14 protein-coding genes and 1 pseudogene are annotated in these 18,969 nt (G+C 67.9%); 9 read left to right on the forward strand and 6 right to left on the reverse strand.

What is annotated here, in order from left to right:
* Nucleotides 1-127: pseudogene (locus tag B3E43_RS05950) on the forward strand (DNA-binding response regulator); the annotation flags it as partial.
* A gap of 78 nt (nt 128-205) precedes the next feature.
* Here the strand turns inward: B3E43_RS05950 and B3E43_RS05955 are convergent.
* Nucleotides 206-1,708 carry a DEAD/DEAH box helicase gene (locus B3E43_RS05955; protein ID WP_292027542.1) on the reverse strand — a complete coding sequence of 501 codons (1,503 nt, stop codon included), beginning with the start codon at nt 1,706-1,708 and terminating at the stop codon, nt 206-208.
* Nucleotides 1,709-2,092: 384 nt separating this feature from the next.
* Between B3E43_RS05955 and B3E43_RS05960 the strand changes: the two genes are divergently transcribed.
* Nucleotides 2,093-2,563 (forward strand): hypothetical protein, encoded by a 471-nt coding sequence (locus B3E43_RS05960; RefSeq protein WP_292027543.1) that lies wholly within the window; start codon nt 2,093-2,095, stop codon nt 2,561-2,563.
* A 70-nt stretch (nt 2,564-2,633) separates the two neighbouring features.
* Nucleotides 2,634-4,754: a malate synthase G gene (locus B3E43_RS05965; protein ID WP_292027545.1), complete on the forward strand. Its 2,121-nt coding sequence runs from the start codon at nt 2,634-2,636 to the stop codon at nt 4,752-4,754.
* Between the two features lie 60 nt (nt 4,755-4,814).
* Here B3E43_RS05965 and B3E43_RS05970 read toward each other — a convergent pair whose 3' ends face one another.
* Nucleotides 4,815-6,197, reverse strand: a complete 1,383-nt coding sequence (locus B3E43_RS05970; RefSeq protein ID WP_292027547.1) for an HlyD family type I secretion periplasmic adaptor subunit — start codon at nt 6,195-6,197, stop codon at nt 4,815-4,817.
* Nucleotides 6,194-8,026 carry a type I secretion system permease/ATPase gene (locus tag B3E43_RS05975; protein ID WP_292027548.1) on the reverse strand — a complete coding sequence of 611 codons (1,833 nt, stop codon included), beginning with the start codon at nt 8,024-8,026 and terminating at the stop codon, nt 6,194-6,196. Before B3E43_RS05975 ends, B3E43_RS05970 begins: the two co-directional genes overlap by 4 nt.
* A 181-nt stretch (nt 8,027-8,207) precedes the next feature.
* Between B3E43_RS05975 and B3E43_RS05980 the strand changes: the two genes are divergently transcribed.
* From B3E43_RS05980 to B3E43_RS05990, 3 genes are read left to right on the forward strand one after another with little or no spacing between them, the layout of a single operon-like run.
* Nucleotides 8,208-9,086: an ABC transporter ATP-binding protein gene (locus B3E43_RS05980; RefSeq protein WP_292027549.1), complete on the forward strand. Its 879-nt coding sequence runs from the start codon at nt 8,208-8,210 to the stop codon at nt 9,084-9,086.
* A 10-nt stretch (nt 9,087-9,096) separates the two neighbouring features.
* The gene (locus tag B3E43_RS05985) at nt 9,097-12,669 is read left to right on the forward strand and encodes a M1 family aminopeptidase (protein WP_292027551.1); all 3,573 of its coding nucleotides are present in this window, start codon (nt 9,097-9,099) and stop codon (nt 12,667-12,669) included.
* A gap of 12 nt (nt 12,670-12,681) precedes the next feature.
* Nucleotides 12,682-13,026 carry a hypothetical protein gene (locus B3E43_RS05990; protein ID WP_292027554.1) on the forward strand — a complete coding sequence of 115 codons (345 nt, stop codon included), beginning with the start codon at nt 12,682-12,684 and terminating at the stop codon, nt 13,024-13,026.
* A gap of 10 nt (nt 13,027-13,036) precedes the next feature.
* On the opposite strand, the gene upp is transcribed toward B3E43_RS05990, so the two are convergent.
* From upp to B3E43_RS06005, 3 genes are read right to left on the reverse strand one after another with little or no spacing between them, the layout of a single operon-like run.
* Nucleotides 13,037-13,666 (reverse strand): uracil phosphoribosyltransferase, encoded by a 630-nt coding sequence (gene upp, locus B3E43_RS05995; protein WP_292027658.1) that lies wholly within the window; start codon nt 13,664-13,666, stop codon nt 13,037-13,039.
* Between the two features lie 20 nt (nt 13,667-13,686).
* Complete coding sequence (locus tag B3E43_RS06000; RefSeq protein WP_292027556.1) at nt 13,687-14,928, reverse strand: URC4/urg3 family protein; 1,242 nt, start codon at nt 14,926-14,928, stop codon at nt 13,687-13,689.
* Complete coding sequence (locus B3E43_RS06005) at nt 14,915-16,168, reverse strand: GTP cyclohydrolase II (RefSeq protein ID WP_292027557.1); 1,254 nt, start codon at nt 16,166-16,168, stop codon at nt 14,915-14,917. The genes B3E43_RS06000 and B3E43_RS06005 overlap by 14 nt, the downstream gene beginning before the upstream one ends.
* Before the next feature lie 459 nt (nt 16,169-16,627).
* On the opposite strand from B3E43_RS06005, the gene B3E43_RS06010 reads away from it, so the two are divergent.
* The 3 genes from B3E43_RS06010 (at nt 16,628) to B3E43_RS06020 (ending at nt 18,873) form a co-directional block, all read left to right on the forward strand.
* Nucleotides 16,628-17,326, forward strand: coding sequence for an SDR family NAD(P)-dependent oxidoreductase (locus B3E43_RS06010; RefSeq protein WP_349677561.1), 699 nt, complete (start codon nt 16,628-16,630; stop codon nt 17,324-17,326).
* Nucleotides 17,327-17,415: 89 nt separating this feature from the next.
* Complete coding sequence (locus tag B3E43_RS06015; RefSeq protein ID WP_292027558.1) at nt 17,416-17,745, forward strand: PadR family transcriptional regulator; 330 nt, start codon at nt 17,416-17,418, stop codon at nt 17,743-17,745.
* A gap of 24 nt (nt 17,746-17,769) precedes the next feature.
* Nucleotides 17,770-18,873, forward strand: a complete 1,104-nt coding sequence (locus B3E43_RS06020; RefSeq protein ID WP_292027562.1) for a hypothetical protein — start codon at nt 17,770-17,772, stop codon at nt 18,871-18,873.
* The last annotated feature ends 96 nt before the right edge of the window (nt 18,874-18,969 follow it).

Consider the following 18,969-nt stretch of genomic DNA (forward strand, 5'->3'; position numbering starts at 1 on the left):
GCTGCGCAAGAAGCTGGCGACGGCCGCCGGCGGCAAACACTATATCGAGACCGTCTGGGGCCGCGGCTATGTGCTGCGCGACCCGTCGGAAAGCTCGGTCGCCGCCCCGGCCAGCGCCGCGGCCTGATCGGTCTGACTCTCGAGGCATTGAAGCGCCCGCCGGAGTGATCCGGCGGGCGCTTCTGTCTTCAGGTCAGCTCAGACATCAGCCCTGTGCCGCATAGCCCTTGCCGCCGTTGGACGGCTTCCGGCGACGCGGCCGGCGCTTGATCTCTCCGTCGGGCTTGGCCGAGGCCGTCGCCGGGGCGCTGGTGTGGCGCGGGTCGTTATTGCTGTTGCGCGGACGCTCGCGCGCCAGCGGGTCGAAGGCGCGCTCGGGGATCGGGCGGGCGTCGCGGCCCGGGCCGGCCTTGCGGACGCGGTGCGGTTGCCCGCCGCCTTCCAGCTTGACGCCGTCGCGGCGCGGGTTGCGCGGGCCGCGCTGCTGCTGGCGATCGCCCCGGCCGTCGTCGGGCATCGAGGCCTTGGACTTGACGCCCGAGGCCATGATCGACTGGTCGAGCAGGGCCAGCGACTTGTCGTTGCGGCGGTCGGTGGCCGGGATCTTCTGGCGCGTGACCTTTTCGATGTCGCGCAGCAGCTTCATCTCGTCGCCGGCCACGAAGCTGATGGCTGTGCCGTCGGCGCCGGCGCGGGCCGTACGGCCGATACGGTGCACATAGGCTTCCGGCACATAGGGCAGCTCGAAATTCAGGACGTGCGAGACGCCGTCCACGTCGATGCCGCGGGCGGCGATGTCGGTGGCGACCAGGACGCGCAGCTTGCCGGCCTTGAAGGCGGCCAGGGTGCGTTCACGCTGCGGCTGGCTCTTGTTGCCGTGGATGGCGCCGGCTTCGACGCCGCCGGCTTCCAGATAGGCCGCGACCTTGTCGGCGCCGTGCTTGGTCTTGGTGAAGACCAGGCAGCGCGTGTAGTGCGGATCGGCGAACATCTCGGTCAGCAGGGCGCGCTTGCGGCCCTGTTCGATGTGGATGATCGACTGGCTGATGCGCTGGACCGTGGTGGCCTGCGGCGTCACCGACACCTTGACCGGATCCTTGAGCAGTTCGCCGGCCAGCTTGCCGATCTCGGTCGGCATGGTGGCCGAGAAGAACAGGTTCTGGCGCATGGCCGGGATGCGGCTGACGATCTGGCGGATCGGCTTGACGAAGCCGAGGTCCAGCATCTGGTCGGCCTCGTCGAGGACGAAGATCTCGGTGCAGGACAGGTCCAGGGTCTTCTGCTGCATGTGATCCAGCAGGCGGCCGGGGGTGGCGACCAGCACGTCGAGACCGGCCTGGATGGCGCGTTCCTGCGGGCCGTATTTCACGCCGCCGAAGACGACGGCGACCTTGAAGCCGAGGTGACGGCCATAGGTCTTGAAGCTCTCGGCGATCTGGCTGGCCAGTTCGCGGGTCGGCGACAGGATGAGAACGCGCGCGGTGCGCGGCTTGGGCGCGACGCGGTTGGCGGCCAGACGGTGCAGGATCGGCAGGGCGAAGGCCGCCGTCTTGCCGGTGCCGGTCTGGGCGATGCCCAGCAGGTCCTTGCCGGCCATGACGTCAGGGATGGCCTGGGCCTGGATCGGTGTGGGGGTGGTGTAGCCTTCGGAGGCCAGGGCCTGCAGCAGGGCCGGGTTCAGGCCGAAGGTGTCGAATGTCTTGCTCATGGAGCGGATGTCTTTCGCGTATGCGGCGACGCGCAACAGCCATGGCTCAACGCCGAAAAGGCCGCGCACCGCCAGTCCCGACAGGGCCTCTGAATGAGGCCTTCGGGGTGGATCGGGCGCCGCCCCGCGTGTCCGGGCAGCGAATGAATCTTGAGGGCCGGCCGCTGCTACAGTCAGGTCTTCGAGTTCTGAAGACCCACACGCGCTGGAGCGCACCGGGGCATCGCAATTGTGCGACGCAGCGCAAATGGGCGCTCAATGCGGCCAAGTCAAGGCGGAGGGGGGCGACGGCGGCGGCTGTCAGGGATCGTCAGCCCCGTGCCGGCGGCGAAGGTCCTAGCCTGTCGGACAGACCGCGACCGCGGCATTCAGGAGGAGGGCGTGATGCGTACACTCATGATTTTGGCGGCGACTGGGGTGCTGGCGGCGGCCATGCCGGCCGCGGCCCAGGAAGGACAGGTCATTCAGCTGGGAGACTCCGGCATGACCTGCCCCCAGATAGTCGAGGGCGCCGCCCAGCTGGCGCAAGCGCTCGGGGGAGCGCCTGAAGGCGGCGTCTTCAGCAGCGAACAGGCCATCGGCGCGGCGACAGGTCTGGCCATGCAGGGCGCCCTGATGTCGGGGGCCGGGCGGGCCATCCCCGGTATGGGGCTGCTGGGCAATGCAATGGGAGCCATGGCACGGCGCGATCGTGAACGGCGCGAGGCCGAACGGCTGGTGGCGCAGCAGCGCTGGTACTACCTGAACGGCCTGTACACAGGCCGGAACTGCGATCAGCAGCTGGCCCAGACGACCACGGTAGAACCGCCTGCGCCGGAAACCACGACGCCGGCAGCGCCGCCGCCGACAGACTGACTCCGGGCTCTCGACTTCCCCGACGGCGCCGGGCCAATGTTGCGTTGCAACGTCCGGAGTGCCACCGCCCATGACCGATACCGTTTCCCGATCGACGCTGACGGTTTCGTCCTGTCTTGCGGGGTTTGTCGAAGCCGAAGCCTTGCCAGGGACCGGCATTGAGGCCGGGGCCTTCTGGGCAGGTGTGGCAGACATGTTTGCCCGGTTCGCGCCGGAGAACCGGCGGCTGCTCGGGGTGAGGGACGATCTGCAGGCGCGGATGGACGCCTGGCATCGCGGGCGGAGCGGCGCCCCTCATGACGGCGCGGCCTCCGAGGCCTTCCTGCGCGAGATCGGCTATCTGGTCGAGGAACCGGCGCCGTTCGCCATCGGTACGCGCAATGTGGATGCGGAAGTCGCCACGCTCGCTGGGCCGCAGCTTGTCGTGCCCAGTCTGAACGCCCGGTTCGTCCTCAACGCGGCCAACGCCCGCTGGGGCAGTCTGTATGACGCCCTGTATGGCACGGATGCGCTGGGCGACCTGCCGCCGCCGGGGCCGTTTGACGCCGCCCGTGGAGCGCGGGTTGTGGCGCGGGCCAAGGCCTTCCTCGACGAGGCGGTGCCCCTGGCCGAGGGACGGTGGGCCGATCTGGGCGATCCGCACGGCGGCATCGCGATCCGCGATCCCGGCCAGTACGTCGGACATAGCGAGCGCGGACGGCTGTTCCGGCACAATGGGCTGCATATCGAGGTGGTTTTCGACCGGGATCATCCGATCGGCCGGGACGATCCGTCGGGGATCGCCGATGTGGTGCTGGAGTCAGCCCTTTCGACGATCGTCGATCTGGAAGACTCCGTCGCCGCCGTGGATGCCGCCGACAAGGTTGCGGCGTACCGGAATTGGCTGGGTCTGATGCGCGGCGATCTGGTCGAGACCTTCGACAAGGGCGGTCGGACCCTGACCCGGTCGCTGGCGCCGGACAGGGAATTCACCGCGCCGGACGGAACGACCGTGACCCTGCCGGGCCGGTCGCTGCTGTTCGTGCGGAACGTCGGCCATCTGATGACGACGCCCGCGGTGCAGCTGGCGGATGGTTCGGACGCGCCCGAGGGCATTCTCGACGCCATAGTCACCGCGCTGGTCGCGATGCACGACCTGAAGGGGCAGGGCCGTTTCCGCAACAGCCGGGCCGGCTCGATCTATATCGTCAAACCCAAGATGCACGGGCCGGAGGAGTGCGCCTTCACCAACGCCCTGTTCGACGCGGTCGAGGACCTGCTCGGGCTGGAGCGCCACACAATCAAGGTCGGGGTCATGGACGAGGAGCGGCGCACTTCGGCCAATCTGGCGGCCTGCATTCATGCGGTGAGGGACCGGATCGTCTTCATCAACACCGGCTTCCTCGACCGCACCGGCGACGAGATCCACACGGCGATGCAGGCCGGGCCGGTGGTGCGCAAGGGTGACATCAAGGCCGCGGCCTGGATCGCGGCCTATGAGGCGCGCAACGTCGCCATCGGCCTGGCCTGCGGCCTCGACGGCAAGGCCCAGATCGGCAAGGGCATGTGGGCGGCTCCGGACCGGATGGCGGACATGCTCGACCAGAAAGCGGCCCATCCAAAGACCGGAGCCAACACCGCCTGGACGCCCAGTCCGACAGCCGCGACCCTGCACGCGCTCCACTATCATCAGACCGACGTCTTCGCCCTGAGGGAGGCAATCGCCGCCCGGCCGGTCCCCGGCCTTGGCGACCTGCTGACCCCGCCGCTGGCGAACGGGGCGAACTGGTCCGAGACGGAGATCGCCGAGGAGTTGGACAACAACGCCCAGGGCCTGCTCGGCTATGTGGTGCGCTGGATCGATCAGGGCGTCGGCTGTTCCAAGGTGCCGGACATCCACGATGTCGGCCTGATGGAGGACCGCGCCACGCTGCGGATCTCGTCCCAGCACATGGCGAACTGGCTGTTGCACGGCGTCTGCACGGCGGAACAGGTGGATTCGGCGATGCTGCGCATGGCGGCGAAGGTGGACGCCCAGAACGCCGCTGATCCGCTTTATCACCCCATGGCGCCCGACCCAGCCGCCAGCCTCGCCTTCCAGGCCGCCCGCGCCCTGGTGTTTGACGGAGTCGATCAGCCGAACGGCTATACGGAGCCGTTGCTGCATGCGTTCAGACTGAGGGCGAAGGAGGGGCGAAAGTCGAGGGTCTAGGGTCGAGGAGTGCAACCCGCGCTCTCGTCTCGACCGATCCCTGCTCCCTCGCCCCTCGACCTACTGTCCGCTGCCGGATCGCCACAACTGATTGGTCAGAGGCTCGACCAGATAGCCGAGCGCCGTACGCTTGCGCAGCAGCACCACGACCTCGACCGGCGCGCCGGGGCGCAGGGTCTCGGCGCCGCGGCCCATCTTGGCCAGTTCGCTGGCGGGCACCACGATTTCGGCCCGGAAATAGGTCGCGCCGCTCTGCTCTATGGTGAAGCTGTCGGCCGAAATCCGGGTCACGCGGCCATGGATGATCGGCGGATTGCGTTCGCGCAGGCCTGGGAACCGGACCTCCGTCCTCTGCCCGACGCGCAGGTTGTCGACATCATTGGGCGCGATCTGGGCGACGATGACCTGTGAGGCGTCGCGGGGCACGATCTCCATCAGCGTCTGACCGGCCTGGACCACGCCGCCCTGGGTGAAGATGGTCAGGCCGACGACCTCTCCCGAAACCGGGGCTTGCACCTCGTTGCGCGCGATCTGGGCGCGCAGCTCGTCCATCCGGGGCTTCAGCTCATTCAGCTGGACGTCGATCTGGCGCAGCTGGTCGGCGACGTCCTCATTCATCTTGGTCGAGACGCCAGACATCTGCAGCCGTGTTTCGCCGACGGCTTCACGCGACTGGGCGATCTGGGCCCGCAGAGCCCCCAACTCCCCGTCCAGCTGGGCCGCGGTACGTTCGAGCGCCCGCACCCGTGTCAGCGGAGCATAGCCTTTTTCGGCGAGGCTGCGCATGCCGGCCAGTTCGTCCTGGATCAGCCGCTGCTGCTCGATGTTGGCGACGATCTGCCCTTCGTAGCCTGCAATCTGCTCATTCAACTGGGCGACGCGTTGACCCAGAACCCCGGTTTCGGTCGTTCGGCCGGTCCGGCGCGCGCCGAACTGCTGCTGCTGAATCCGCAGGGACTCGCGCGCGAGCACCTGGTCTTCCGCAGGCAGACCGGCGAACTCGGAAGGCGCTGGAATGCTGCCCAGTCTGTCGCGTTCGGCGATCAGCCGGGCGCGCTGGGCGATCAGGGCATAGTACTGACTGGCGACGCCCCGTTCGGTGGCTTTCAGCTCTCCGCTGGACAGCTGAAGCAGCACCTGGCCGGCGCGAACCGTGTCGCCCTCGGCCACCAGAAGGGCGCTTACGACGCCGCCTTCCCTGTGCTGGACGGCCTGGCGATTTCCGGAAACAGCGACCTGGCCCTGGGCATAGGCGCCGGCGTCCAGCGGAGCCAATGCCGCCCATCCCAGGAAGATGACGAAAAACAGCACGATGATCGTGCCGCCGATCACCAGCTCACGACGAGGATTGTCGAGCACGACGGGGGGGGCGGCCGCCGGCGCCGTGGGCGCGGGACCTTCGAGCGGGGGTTGGGCGGGTGGAGGGGCGACGGCATCGGTCATTGGGTGCGCCGGGGATGGTTCTGGGCCGGTTGCGTCGACGGCTGGGGTTGACCCTGCCGCTGCTGTGGCTGGCCCTGCGGCTGTGGCGCCAGTGGGCCGGCGGGAGAGCCGGGGCGGCCAGCGGTGGCGCGCATCTTCTCGAGCACCTCCTCGCGGGGCCCCTCCAGCTGTACCACGCCGTCACGCATCATCAGCAGCCGGTCGACCCGCGCCAGCACGCCGGCGCGGTGGGCGATGATCACGACCGCCGCGCCCCGGGCCGCCGCGCCCAGGATGGCCTGCATCAGGGCGGCTTCACCCTCCTGGTCGAGGTTTGAGTTGGGCTCGTCCAGCACCAGCAGGACCGGGTCGTTGTAGAGCGCCCGCGCCAGCGCCACGCGCTGCGCCTGCCCGGCCGAGAGGCCCTGTCCATAGGGTCCGAGGATCGTGTCGTAGCCATTGGGCAGGCGCAGAACCAGTTCGTGCGCGCCCGCCGCCATGGCCGCCTTCACCGCGTTTCGGTCGGCCGTTTCCTGATCCACGCCGATCGATGTCGAGAAGCGCGAGATATTGTCCTTGATCGAACCCGCGAACAGGCTGGGGACCTGGGGCAGATAGCCGATCCAGCGCGCCAGTTCGTCGCCCTCACGGGCCTCATACTCCGCGCCGTCCAGCCGCACCGCCCCGGCCTGCGGCTTCAGGGCGCCGGCGATGACGCGGGCGAGGGTCGTCTTGCCCGAGCCGCTCGAGCCTACGATGCCGAGGGTCTCGCCCGGCTTGAGCGCAAAGGTGACGCCGCGCAGTTGGGGCGCCTCGGTGTCCGGGAATTTGACCGAAACCCCCTCGACCTGCAGCCGGCCCTTGGGGTCGGGCAGGGTGGTGCGTTCGCGTTCGACCGAGGCGGTGCCGGCGAACAGGTCCGTCAGGGTTTTCCAGCTGGCCACGGCCTGCACCAGGCTGGGCCAGACGCCGACCAGCAGTTCGATCGGAGCCACGGCACGGCTGAGAAGCACCGAGGCGGCGATGATGGAGCCCGGCGTGATCTCGCCCTTCACCGCCAGATAGGCGGCGAGGCCCAGCGCCGCCGATTGCATCACCAGCCGCAGGAATTTGATCGCGCCGGAATAATGACCGCCCGCCAGCTGGGCGTCGGCGGCGGCGGCCGTGGCCAGCTGACGCTGTTCGACCTGGCGTGCGATGGACGACTGCCGCATGCCGAGCGCGCGCACCACCTCGGCCTGGCTGGCGACGCCCTCCTGTGCGGCATAGGCGTGGTTCTGCGACTGGATGGCCTTGTTGAGGCGGGGGCGGGTGTCGCGCTCGTTCAGCCAGGCGAGGGTGAACAGGATGATCCCCCCGACCAGCGTGAGCACCCCGATGGCGGGGTGAAGCAGGAAGCAGCACAGCAGATAGATCGGGGTCCAGGGCGCGTCGAACAGGGCCAGCATGCCCTGACCGCCGATGGCGCCGCGCACATTGTCGAACTCACGCAGCGCCTGGGTGTTCGGCGATTTGGCCTGCAGATCGACGACCCGCGCCAGCACCTTGCCGGATAACAGCCGGTCCAGCCGCAACCCGGCGCGCAGCATGAGGCGTCCGCGCAACCAGTCGAGGCCCGCCAGGGCCGCGAGGGCGAAGACGGCGACCGCCGTGACCAGGACCAGGGTGGTCAGCCCTCCGGTGGGCACAACCCGGTCATAGACCTGCATCATGTAGAGCGTGGGCGTAAGGTACAGCAGGTTGACCAGGGCCGAGAACACGAAGGCCCAGAGGAAATGGGTCTTGCACGCCCTCAGCGCCTCGGCGAGGGGCTCGGTGCCCGGCTTGCTGGGAAGCAGGTTCTTTAACACGGGGGCGGCTGGTTCCTGCGATCTGGTGCCGGCAGTCTAACGGTTTGAAGCGGCTACAGATAGACGGCGCGTTGTGGCGGAAAATACCTGAGCCCGGGCGGGATGGATGGAACCTTTCCGAACCGTAACTTGCGAACGGTCTCCCGGCTTGACAAGGTTCCTTTACTTCAAGGAGGCTCCCATGCTGTCGATCGAAAACCTGACCCACGTCTATGGCAACGGAACGCGGGCGCTGGACGATGTCAGCCTGAGCATTCCCAAGGGGATGTTCGGCCTGCTGGGGCCGAACGGGGCGGGCAAGTCGACGCTGATGCGGTCGATCGCCACCCTGCAGTCGCCGACATCGGGGTCGATCCGTTTCGGCGACATCGACGTGGTCAAGGACCCCGAGCAGCTGCGCCGGGTGCTCGGCTATCTGCCCCAGGATTTCGGCGTCTATCCGCGCGTCTCGGCCTACGACATGCTGGACCACATGGCGGTGCTGAAGGGCATCTCCAACGGCAAGGACCGCAAGGCGACGGTCGAGGCCCTGTTGCACCAGGTCAATCTGTGGCCCGTGCGCGGCAAGGCGCTGGCCGGATTCTCGGGCGGGATGCGCCAGCGGTTCGGCATCGCCCAGGCCCTGATCGGCAACCCCGAACTGATCATCGTCGATGAGCCGACCGCCGGTCTCGACCCGGAGGAACGCAATCGCTTCCTCAATCTGCTCGCCGAGGTAGGCGAGAATGTCGTGGTCATCCTGTCGACCCATATTGTCGAGGACGTCACCGACCTGTGCCCGCGCATGGCGGTGCTGGCCGGCGGCAAGATCCAGCTGGAGGGCTCGCCGGTCGAGCTGACCCACGCCCTCGAGGGCCGGGTCTGGCGCAAGACCATCGACAAGGCTGATCTGGCGGCCCAGCAGGCCAGCCGCAATGTGATCTCGACCCGGCTCTTCGCCGGTCGCACCGTGATCCACGTCCTGTCCGACACCAATCCGGGCGACGGGTTCGAACTGGCACAGAGCGGGCTGGAGGATGTCTATCTGGCCACCGTCAACGCCTCGCGCCGCGCGGCTTGAGGACCGGATCATGTTCGCCAAGATCGCCAGCTTCGAATTCCGCTACCAGCTGCGCCAGCCGGCCTTCTGGGTCATCGCCATCGTCTTCGGCCTGCTGGCCTTCGGTGCGGTTGCCAGTCCAAACGTTCAGATCGGTTCGGGCGGGATCGTCAACAAGAACGCGCCCTTCGCCCTCGCCTCTGCGCATATCATCTTCAATGTCTTCTTCATGCTGGCGACGACCGCGATCGTCGCCAACGTCGTCGCGCGTGATACCCAGACCGGCTTTGGCCCGATGATCCTGTCAACCCGGATCACCAAGGGGGCCTATCTGTACGGCCGGTTCTTCGGGGCCTTCGCCGCCGTCGCGCTCTGCTACATGAGCATCGCCATCGGCACGCTGCTCGGCACCTTCATGCCATGGGTCGATCCCGAGACGATCGGGCCGCTGCGGCTTGGAGACTATGCCTATGCCTATGGGGTGTTCGGCCTGACGGGCCTGTTCCTGACCTCGGCCCTGTTCTTCATGCTGGCGACGATCACCCGGTCGATGATGGCGACCTATATCGGCGTCGTGGCCGTGCTGATCGCCTATCTGGCCTCGACTGGCGTGCTGGGTTCGCGCCCTGAGTTCGAGACGGCCATGGCCTGGGCCGAGCCGTTCGGTTCGGGCGCCTATGCCCTGGTCACCAAATACTGGACGGCGGCCGAGCGGAACACGCTCAATGCGCCGATCGAAGGCGTGCTGCTGTGGAACCGGGTGATCTGGACCGCGGTCGGCGCTGTCTTCCTCGCCGCCGCATATCTGCTGTACCGACCCTCCCCGCGCGGGGCCAAGCTGAAGAAGCAGGAGCGTCTGAAGGCGCTGGTCGAGAAGGACGTGGTCGTCACGCCCGTCGGCGCCCTGCCGAAGCCCAGCTACGGCTTCGCCAGCGGCATGACCCAGCTGTGGTCACGCGCCGTGTTCGAGACGGTGCTGGTGTTCAAGAGCCCCGCCTATGTGGTGCTCGTCCTGCTGGCCATGGCCTTCGCCGTTGCGACGCTGTTCTTCACCGGCGAGATCTACGGCGCGCCGATCCTGCTGGTGACGCGCGTGGTGATCGCCGGCCTGACCGGGACATTCGGCCTGATCTCAATCGTCATCGCCATCTACTATTCGGGCGAGCTGGTCTGGCGGGACCGGGACCGCAAGGTGCACGAGATCGTCGACGCCTCGTCCACGCCGGACTGGACCTTCCTGGTTCCGAAGACCCTGGCCCTCGCGCTGGTGCTGATCTCGACCCTGATGATCGGCGTGCTGGCCGGCATGGTAACCCAGACGATCAAGGGACACACTGACTATGAGCTGGGCAAATACCTGCTCTGGTACGTCTTCCCGCAGTCGCTCAGCTTCCTCCAGTTGGCTGTGCTCGCGATCTTCGTGCAGGCGCTGTCGCCCAACAAGTTTGTCGGCTGGGCGATCATGGTCGTCTACCTGATCTCCACGATCGTGCTGTCGAACCTTGGCTTCGACCACATCCTGTACCGCTATGGCGCGGGCATCGGCGTGCCGCTGTCGGACATGAACGGCCGGGGCGATTTCGCGGGCTTCGCGGCCTGGCTGGACGCCTACTGGAGCGCCTTCGCGATCATCCTGCTGGTGCTGGCCTACGCCCTGTGGCGGCGCGGGACGGAGCAGCGCCTGTGGCCGCGTCTGAAGCGGATGCCGCATCGGCTGATGGGGCCCGCGGGCCTGATCGGCGGGGCGGCCCTCGCGGCCTTCATCGGCCTGGGCGTCTTCATCTACATGAACACCAACGTCTGGAACGAGTACCGGACGCAGGCCCAGCAGGAGGCCGAACAGGCCGCCTATGAGAAGGCCCTGCTGCGCTACGAGACCACGCCCCAGCCATCGGTGGCCGATGTCCGCCTCGTCATGGATCTGCGCCCGCATCAGCCGAAGCTGACGACACGCGGAACCTATGTGCTGGTCAACAACACCGGCGCGCCCATGCCAGAGGTTCACCTGCGCTGGACCGGCGATCTTGAGATGGTCGACCTGACCGTCGAGGGCGCGAGCGTCGCCCGGGAATGGGAGGAGTTCGAGTACCGGATCTACCGTTTCGCCACGCCGATGCAGCCGGGCGAACGCCGCACTGTCACGTTCGAGTCGGTGCTGGAGCAGCGCGGCTTCAAGGCCAATGGCAATACCACCCGTCTCGTCGACAACGGCACCTTCGTGAACAACATGGAGTTCGCGCCGATGGTCGGCATGGACCGTCAGGGCCTGCTGACAGACCGCACCAAACGCCGCAAATTGGGTCTTCCGGCCGAACTTCGTCCGGCGAAGCTGGAAGACGAATCCGCCCGCGCCCGCAACTATATCGGCGCCGACTGGGTCACGGCCGACATCACCATCAGCACCGAGGCGGACCAGACGGTGATCGCGCCCGGACAGATGGTCTCGGACGTCGTCAACGCCGGCCGCCGGACCAGCCGGTTCGTGACCGAGTCGCCGGTGCTGAACTTTTTCTCGGTGCAGTCGGCCCGCTATGAGCGGACGGCGCGGATGCACAACGGGGTCGAGATGGTCGTCTTCCATGACGCCGCCCATGACCGCAACGTGCCGCGGATGCTCGACGCCCTGTCCGCGTCGCTGGACTATTTCCAGGCCAATTTCAGCCCCTACCAGTTCCGGCAGGCGCGCATCGTGGAGTTCCCGGACTACGCCAGCTTCGCCCAGTCCTATCCCAACACCTTCGCCTGGTCCGAAGGCCTCGGCTTCATCGCCGACCTCAGCGACCCGACCAAGGTCGACTATGTAACCTACGTCGGCGCCCATGAGTTCGCGCACCAATGGTGGGCGCACCAGGTCGTCGGCTCCAACCAGCAGGGCATGACCGTCCTGTCGGAGACCCTGGCCCAGTATTCGGCGCTGATGGTCATGGAGAAGATGTACGGCAAGGACCAGATTCGTCGCTTCCTGAAGCAGGAGCTGGACCGTTACCTGCGCGCGCGCGGGACCGAGCGGCTGGAGGAGATGCCCCTCATGCGCGTCGAGAACCAGGGCTATATCCACTACCAGAAGGGCGGGCTGATCATGTATCTGCTGCGCGACCAGATCGGCGAGGAGGCGGTCAACCGCGCCCTGCGCCGGGTGCTGGCGCAATACGCCTTCCGGGGTGCGCCCTATCCGCGCTCGCTGGACCTGATCGCCGCCATCCGCGCCGAGGCCCCGGCCGACAAACAGGCCCTGATCACCGACCTGTTCGAGAAGATCACCCTGTATGACGTCAAGACGACCGGGGTGACGGCCACCCGCCGCGCCGACGGCCGCTGGGACGTCGCGGTCACAGTCGACGCCCGCAAACTCTATGCGGACGGCGAAGGGGTCGAGACGCCTTCGCCGCTGAACGAGGTGTTCGACGTCGGAATCTTCGCCGCAGAGCCGGGCAAGGCCGGCTTCGACGAGGAGGACGTGGTCCTGCTGGAGCGCCGTCCGATCCGGTCGGGGGTGCAGACCCTGCGCTTCATCACCACGCGGGAGCCGCGGTTCGCGGGCGTCGATCCGTACAACAAATGGATCGACCGGGACTCGAACGACAATGTGCGGGCGGTGGGGTAGGGCGACAGGCGGATGACCGACGAACAGCGCCTGGGTCTCGTCCGGGGTCTGCACACGGCGGTCTATCTGGTGATGGCCACTTCGGTCTTCGTGCTCCTCTACGCCGGGATCAGCGGAGCCAGCGGCCCATGGCTGTGGTGGGCGCTGGCCCTGATCAGCGTTGAGATCGTCGTCTTCGTCGGCAGCGGGATGAAATGTCCCATGACGGCTCTCGTCACCCGGTATGACCGGGCCGGGAACGGCGTCTCCGATACCTTCCTGCCCAAGCGGATCACGCGCCACACGCTGCGGGTCTTCGGACCTTTGATCGTGATCGCCTTCATCCTGCTCGCGATGCGCTGGCTCGGCGGGCTCTGAGGCCTTCGCGCTAGCGCGTCCCGAACAGCCGGTCCCCCGCGTCGCCCAGGCCCGGCACGATATAGCCGTGCTCGTTGAGACGGTCGTCCACGGCGGCGGTCCAGATCGGTACGTCGGGGTGCCAGCCGCGCAGCCGCTCCAGCCCCTCGGGTGAGGCGACGAGGCAGACGAAGCGGAGGTTGGTGACGCCGCGCTCCTTGAGCCGCTCGATGGCGGCGACGGCGGTGTTGCCGGTGGCCAGCATGGGGTCGATGACAATGCACATCCGGTCGGCGACGTCGTCGGGCGCGCGGAAATAGTATTCGACGGCGTCAAGCGTCTCGGGCTCGCGATACAGGCCGATGTGGCCGACCCGGGCGGAGGGGACCAGCTCCAGCATCCCCTCGACCAGCCCCAGGCCGGCGCGGAGGATGGGGACGAACACCAGTTTCTTGCCGGCGATGCGCTGGCCGGTGGTCGGGCCGACGGGGGTCTCGACCGGATAGTCTTCGAGCGGCAGGTCGCGAGTGACCTCATAGCAGAGCAGGGTCGAGATCTCGCGCAGCAGGTCGCGGAAGCGGGCGGTCGAGGTGTCCTTCGCCCGCATGATCGACAGCTTGTGTCGGACCAGCGGGTGGGTGACGACGGTGACGCCGTCCATTTTGAAGGGCTTCGTCGTCATCAGAATACGGTCCCGTCGGAGAGGATGGTCAGGGGCGGTCCGCCACCGGGTCGACGTTCGGCGGCGGCGCGGCGGCCCGCGGCCCAGGTGCCGCCCTCCAGCACGCTGGCCAGCGGCATGGCTTCGGAGGTGACGCCCAGTTCGGCGCGGACCAGAGGCGCGATCTTGTCCAGCAAGGCTACGGTCATGGCGCGCCAGCCGACCACCAGCGGATCGCTGACCGGCCAGGCTTTGGCGGCGTCGGCGGGGTCCTTCAGCGTCAGCACGCCGAGGTCTATGAACAGGCCGCCGTTGCGGTATTCCGCCAGACCCGTCAGGCCGTCGAGGTCGAAGACCTCGACCCCCGCCGTCTGCAGCGGCTCGACCAGCGAATAGCTGAGCCACTGGGACAGTTTGTGGATCGGGACGAGGCCGTCGGTGGCGTCGTCGCGTTTGAGGGCCGGATGCCGCCAGCAGTCGCCGAGATCGACGCCGCCGAGGTTGAGCCGGTCGCGCCAGACGGGACCGAGGGCCTCCAGCAGGACTTCGAGGATGACTGGCGCGGGCAGGCGGTCCTGATCGTCGGCGCGGTCGACCATGGCGTCGAACAGGCCGCCGGGGCGGGGCTCGTCCTCGAGCGCGAACAGGTCGGGCTCGGCAAGGCAGGCCTGGCCGAGGCGGCGCAACAGGGCGGCGCGGCCCTCGAGGCCAACCAGCGGATTCTTGTCCGAGACCTGGAATCCGCGGGCCAGATCATTGGCGGTGAGGAAGGTCAGGGCGACGGCGTCGACGCGCCATGGGTCGTCCTCGGTGATCGAGAAGGCCCCGGCCTCGAACATCCGCAGGGAGGCGATGGCCAGACCTTCGGACCGGGTCAGGGTTCGGCCGGTGCGGGCGTCCTGATAGGACCAGTCCGGACCCGAACCGGCGTCGAGCAGGACGGAGACGATGGCCAGATCGAATTCGGTCCGCGCCCGCGAGGCGGGGTCGAGCCAGTCGCGGGCCTCGGCCACCGGGCTCCACAGATCGACGCCGTCGACGGCGAAATGCCGCCAGCGCGCGTGGAAGGGGACGGCCAGCGTGGGATACTGGTCGCGGATCACGGCGGCGACGTAGCGCGCGGTTTCCGGCAGGCGGTCAAGGTCGACGCGCCAATGGTCGAGACCACCGGCGACGCCGATGGCCAGCATCTCATGGGCCCGTTCGCGGACGGCGGCGGCGTTCAGCAGGCTATGCGCCTGCTCTGTTTCAGAACTGCTCAAGGTCGCGGCCCACCACGCGGGTCAGGTCTTCGGCCGACGGCGGGGCGTCGGGGGTGAAATAGCCGGCCGCCTTCTTGGCCTCCATCTCGACCGAGGCGTCGGGCGGGACGAGGTAATCGGGGATGGGCACCCGCTCGCCGATCTCGATGCCCGAGGCGGTCAGGGCGTCGTGCTTCATGTTGGACATCGAAACGAAGCGGTCGATCCGGGTGATGCCGAGCCAGTGCAGGATGTCGGGCATCAGCTGCTGGAAGCGGGCGTCCTGGACCCCGGCGACGCATTCGGTGCGCTCGAAATAGGTCGCCGCCTGGTCGCCGCCCGGCTGGCGCTTGCGGGCGTTGTAGACGAGGAACTTTGTGACTTCCCCGAGAGCCCGGCCCTCCTTGCGGTTATAGGCGATCAGGCCGGCGCCGCCGTCCTGGGCCTCGCGAACGCATTCCTCGATGCCGTGGGTCAAATAGGGGCGGCAGGTGCAGATGTCGGAGCCGAAGACGTCAGAGCCGTTGCACTCATCATGGACGCGACAGGTCAGGCGGCGGTTCGGGTCGGCGATCGCAGCCGGGTCGCCGAAGATGTAGAGGGTGATGCCGCCAATCGGGGGCAGGAAGACCTTGATGTCCGGCCGGGTGACGAGGTCGGCGTACATGCCGCCGGTCTGTTCGAACAGGGTGCGGCGCAGGGCGGTCTCGGTGACGCCGAAGCGTTCGGCGATGCCCGGCAGATACCAGACCGGGTCGATGGCTGCCTTGGTGACGGCGACGTCGCCGCTCTCATGCACGATCTGGCCGTCGGCCTTCAGCCGGCCCGCGGCGATGGCCTCGCCGATCTCGCCGAGCTGCAGGCGGGCGCGGGTGACCGCGATGGTCGGGCGGATGTCGACGCCGTCGCGGATCTCGTCGGCGAAATCCTCGGCGACGCGTGCGCCCCAGGGATCGAGCGAGACGATCTTCGAGGCGTCGGTCCACTGCGGGAACGGCCCCATCGGCGTGGTCGGGGATGTATTGGTCAGGTCGGGCCGGTTGTTGGCGGCCATGGCGCCCGAGGAGACGGCCAGGGCGCGATAGACCGAATAGGCCCCGCCGTGAGCGCCGATGGCGTTGCGGTCGCTGCCGGCGTTCACCGTGCCGATGACGGGTCCGCGTTCCCTGGCGGTGGCGGCGCCCCATTCGATGGGGAAGCGGCTGACGGTCCCGGCGCCGGGGTGGGAGTTGAGCCGGATGTGGCTCGGACGATTGGACATGTTTCCTCACTCGAACCGGCTTGTTGTTTTTCTTGCGCCGGACTCATCAGGACACACCCGATCGGGAGGCATGTCCAGTGGTTGTGCGTTCCGGCCCCGGTTCTGAAGGGGCGAGAAGGGACGGAAAAATTGCCAGGGATTTTCCGGTGCGGCAGCGCCAGCGGGCGTAGGCGGACTCTGCGGCGTCGGGAGCAGCCTCAGGGGGAGATTCAGGGTGTCAAAGATCATGCCTGCGGGGCGATCACACTGAAGCACATGCCGACGTCAGAAACGGTCGCAGGCCGCAACGCTGTGCCGAACCCCGCCTGCGTCCGGGTCGGAAAGGGAGGATCAGGGGTCGAGAAGGGAGCGTTTATCGGGGGCGGGATGACACGGTCCGGATCGCCGCTGCCTGAGGCATAAGGACACCTGCAAGGTGTTCGGCTTGACCCATGGCCTCGGGCGACGGCTGATCCGCAGATGACTGGCATTCAGGAACAGGCGGCGGTCGTCATCGGCGCATCCGGCGGGATCGGCGCGGCGCTGGCGCGTCGCCTTGAGGCGTCTGGCCCTTTCGCCGTGGTCCACGCCCTGTCGCGGTCGGGCACGGGGTTCGATCTGAAAGACGAGGCCTCCATCGCCGCTGCCGCCGCAAGCATCGCCGAGGGGCCGGCCCCAACGCTGGTGTTCGTCGCCTCCGGGGTGCTGCACCACGGGTTCGAGCCGGAGCGCAGCTGGCGCGCGCTCGATGCGGAGCATCTGCTGCGCGACTACCGGATCAATGCGGTCGGGCCGGCGCTGGTCGCCAAGCATTTCCTGCCCCTGCTGCCGCGAGACCGGCGGGCGGTTTTCACGGCCCTGTCGGCGCGGGTCGGGTCGATCGGCGACAATCGGCTGGGCGGCTGGCACAGCTACCGGGCGTCGAAGGCGGCGCTGAACATGCTGCTGCGCAATCTGGCGGTCGAGCTGGGCCGCACCCATCCGCAGGCGGTGGTCGCGGGCCTGCATCCCGGCACGGTCGACACCGGCCTGAGCGCGCCGTTCCAGAAGGGCGTGAAACCCGAAAAGCTGTTTGCGGCCGACCATTCGGCCGGGCGGCTGCTGGCCGTGATCGACGGCCTGACCCCCGCAGACAGCGGCGGGGTCTTCGCCTGGGACGGCGCGCGCATACCCGAATAAGCCACGCCTGACCGTCGAGTCTTGACTCGGTCGCACAGTATGTCGCATACACTGTGTGTTACACACTATGTGAGATGCAGGGCAACGGCATGAGCCTCGATCCGGACCTTTATGAATCGATGCGGCTGGAGCTGCGGCGCGGGTCGCTGGTGCTGGCGGTGCTCGCCTGTCTGAGGACCGAGCGGTACGGCTACACCCTGCGTCAGGCCCTGGCCGCCGACGGGCTCGAGATGGAGGAATCGACCCTCTATCCGCTGCTGCGCCGGCTGGAGAGCCAGGGCCTGCTGAACAGCGAATGGCGCGAGGAAGAGAAGCGGAAGAAGCGCTTCTACGTCCTGTCGCCGGGCGGCGTGTCGATGCTGGCCGCCCTGACCGACGAGTGGCGGGGGATCAACGCCTCGCTCGACAAGCTTCTCTGAATTTCGGGCTGAAGGGGAAAAGCCATGGACATGATCGACCGCTATCTGAACGCCGTCGCCGCGCAGCTGCCGCAGGATGAACGGGCCGACATCACCGCCGAACTGCGCGACCTGATCCTGAGCCGGTTCGAGGCGAAGGAGGAGGAACTGGGCCGCGCCCTGACCGAGGACGAGCAGGAGGCGATCCTGCGCGAGATCGGTCATCCGCTGGTCGTCGCCGCCCGCTATCGCAAGGGGCCGGACTCGCTGGTCGGGCCGGAGCTGTTTCCCTACTGGCTGTTCGGCGTGAAGGCCGGGCTGATGGTGCTGGCGGCGGTCTTCGCCCTCACCCTGTTCATCCGGGTGATCGGTGGATCGGATAATTTCGGGCAGGACATCGCCCACGCCTTCCACGGCTTCTTCGGCGCCGGCCTGACCCTGATCGGGGCCGCCACCCTGGCGGCGGCCATCTTCGAGCATCAGGGCATCCGGCCGGCCTGGCTCACCAAATGGCGGGTGAAGGACCTCGGCGCCTTCGGTCTGGCCGATCCGGCGGCCTGGGGCGCGTCGATGACAGGAACGGAGGCGGCCAAGGCGACGTGGATGCCCAGGTCGCGGGCGAAGCCGTGGCCCGGCGGGGAGTATCTCTTCTCCTTTCTCGCCACCGGCATGTTCGTGCTGTGGTGGATCGGGGTGCTGCATTTCCCCGGCCTGATGTCGATCCAGCTGCGCGGCGAGGACGCCGTGGTCAGCGGGGCGCCGATCTGGTCGATCCTGTTCGGGCCGATCCTGCTTTATGCCTTTGCCCAGATGGCCGTCGATCTGGCCAGCCTCGTCCGGCCCTATGCCGTCCGGGCGCGGGCCGCGGCCCGGATCGTCGTCGCCGGCGGCGGCCTGTGGCTGACCTGGGCCATCTTCGAGGCGGGCCACTGGTTCACCCTGACGCGCGGCGACGAGACGGCGCGGATCGGGGGCGACTGGTCCATGCTGGACATCGATACGCTCGGCAGGCTGGGCGACGGTGGACGCGACCTGCCCGGGATCGCCTCGACCCTGTCGGTAGTGATGGTCTGGGTGCTGGCCTTCTCGGCGATCAGCCTAGTCTGCAGCGTGATCCTGAACATCTGGCGGGTTGGGCGGGGTAGATAGTTGGGCCGCGGTCAGGAGGCTCCGCCTTCTGACTGCTACGCGCCGCCCTTCGGGTCGACCCGACACGGCCTGGCACGGCCATGTCCGAAAACCGCG

This window comes from Brevundimonas sp. UBA2416 (assembly GCF_002343105.1).
GTDB lineage: Bacteria > Pseudomonadota > Alphaproteobacteria > Caulobacterales > Caulobacteraceae > Brevundimonas.